The sequence below is a fragment of the Massilia sp. P2_C2 genome, assembly GCF_056404615.1.
This window is the reverse complement of the sequence record NZ_JBFUDR010000526.1, coordinates 1-2,341: the sequence shown is the minus strand read 5'-3', so window position 1 is coordinate 2,341 and position 2,341 is coordinate 1. Positions and strand designations below refer to the sequence as shown.

Here is a 2,341-nt window from a genome sequence, read left to right as displayed (position 1 = left end):
CCGCTGGCACGTGCCATCTACAACACCAGCCAGGTGCAGCAGCAGATCCCCGCCGCGCTGTACCAGGCGGTGTCGCAGGTGCTGAACTACGTGCTGCAATTGAACGCTTTCCGTGCGGGCCGGCGCCAGGCCGCCCCCCGGTTCCCGAGTGACGTGGCCGTGCCGGCCGCTTTGAGTGAGGTATCCCTGACATGAATTTCCTGAACAGCTTGATGCTCGAGCTGCGCCGCCAGAAGATCGCCACGCCGGCGTTCCTGTTGACGATGCTGGCGATGATCATGCTGCCGCTGCCGCCGGTACTGCTGGACGTGCTGTTCACGTTCAACATCGTGCTGGCGCTGATCGTGATCCTGGTCTCGGTCTCGTCCAGGCGGCCGCTGGATTTCTCGGTATTCCCGACCGTGATCCTCGGCACCACCCTGTTGCGCCTGGCGCTGAACGTGGCCTCCACGCGCGTCGTGCTGCTGCACGGCCACGAGGGCACGGCGGCGGCCGGCCACGTGATCGAGGCGTTCGGCAACGTCGTCATCGGCGGCAACTTCGTCGTCGGTATCGTCGTCTTCGTGATCCTCATGATCATCAACTTCGTCGTGGTGACGAAGGGTTCCGAACGTATCTCCGAGGTGTCCGCGCGCTTCACGCTGGATGCGCTGCCCGGCAAGCAGATGGCGATCGACGCCGACCTGAACGCGGGCCTGATCAACCAGGAAAAGGCGCAGGTGCGCCGCAAGGAAGTGGCGGCCGAGGCGGATTTCTACGGCGCCATGGACGGTGCCTCGAAGTTCGTGCGCGGCGATGCGATCGCGTCGATCCTGATCCTGCTCATCAACATGATCGGCGGCGTGGCCATCGGCGCGCTGATGCACGACCTGTCGTTCGGCGATGCCTTCCGCCAGTATGCGCTGCTGACCATCGGCGACGGCCTCGTGGCCCAGGTGCCGGCGCTGCTGCTGTCGGCCGCGGCGGCGATCCTCGTCACCCGCATCAGCGACGCCGGCGACTTCGAACAACAGGTCGGCGGCCAGCTGCTGGCCAATCCGACCGTGCTGTACTCGGCCGCCGGCGTGATGGTGATCCTGGCCCTCGTGCCGGGCATGCCGTGGTTCTTCTTCATGGTGTTCGCGGCGGCCCTCGGCTACGTCGGCTTCAGGCTGGCCAAGGAGGAGGTGAAGGCGCCGGACGATTCCAGCGTGGCCGCCATCGAGGCGGCGCTGCGCGACGACCGCGCGCCGGAACTCGACTGGCAGCAGCTGCCGGTCGTGCAGCCGATCACCATCACCGTCGGCTACAAGCTCGTGCACCTCATCGACAAGGCCCAGGGCGAAGTGCTCGCCAAGCGCATCAAGGGCGTGCGCCAGAGCCTGTCCGAGCAAATGGGCCTGCTGCTGCCGGCGATCGGCGTGCGCGACGACCTGACCCTGCGTCCGAACCAGTACGCGATCGCGATCAATGGCACCGTCGTGGCCGAGGGCGACGTCGTGGCGGAATGCCTGATGGCGATCCCGTCGCCGCACGTGTACGGCGAGATCGACGGCATCCCGGGCATCGAACCGGCGTTCGGCATGGCCGTCACGTGGATCGAACCGGACCAGAAGGCGCATGCGCTGGGGCAGGGCTACCAGGTCGTCGAGGTGCCGAGCGCGATCGCCACGCACACGTCCAAGGTCGCGCGCGACTACATGTCCGAACTGTTCCGGCATGAAGACGTGCCCGCGCTGGTGGAACGCCTGACCGCGCTGTCGCCCAAGCTGGCCGGCGCGCTGGACAAGGCGCTCACGCACACCCAGCTGCTGCGCGTGTTCCGTGTGCTGCTGGCCGAGCACGTGTCGTTGAAGGATATCGTCGTCATCGCGACCACCTTGCTGGACAGCTCGGAGACGACGAAGGATCCGATCCTGCTCGCGGCCGAGGTGCGCTGCGCGCTGCGCCGCCAGATCGTGTCCGGCCTGTACGGCAAGAAAAAGGACATGCCCGCGTTTAACCTGTCGGGCGAACTGGAAAACATGCTGCTCGGTTCCCTGAACCAGGCGCGCCAGAACAATGGCGGCAAGATCGTGCTGGACAACTACCCGATCGACCCGCAGCTGCTGTCGCAACTGCAGCTGAACATGCCGGTGGCGCGCGAGCAGATGAAGCAGCAGCATACGCCGCCGTTGCTCCTGGTGCTGCCGCAGATCCGTCCGCTGCTGGCCCGTTATGCGCGCCTGTTCGCGCCGGGGCTGCACGTGCTGTCGTATAACGAGATTCCGGAGAACCGCGAGGTGTCGATCATCGGCACGGTCGGTTGATCAGGACGTTCGCGTCACGCACACATTACGCGTGGGCTCGTCTCATTTGAGGC

2 protein-coding genes are annotated in these 2,341 nt (G+C 66.0%); both read left to right on the top strand.

Going from position 1 to position 2,341, the window contains the following annotated elements:
* Nucleotides 1–195 (top strand): EscU/YscU/HrcU family type III secretion system export apparatus switch protein (locus AC1DYX_RS30415; protein ID WP_477265842.1); only part of this gene is annotated, 195 nt, incomplete at its 5' end.
* Nucleotides 192–2,288 (top strand): flagellar biosynthesis protein FlhA, encoded by a 2,097-nt coding sequence (locus AC1DYX_RS30410; RefSeq protein WP_477265840.1) that lies wholly within the window; start codon nucleotides 192–194, stop codon nucleotides 2,286–2,288. The genes AC1DYX_RS30415 and AC1DYX_RS30410, both read left to right, overlap by 4 nt.
* The last annotated feature ends 53 nt before the right edge of the window (nucleotides 2,289–2,341 follow it).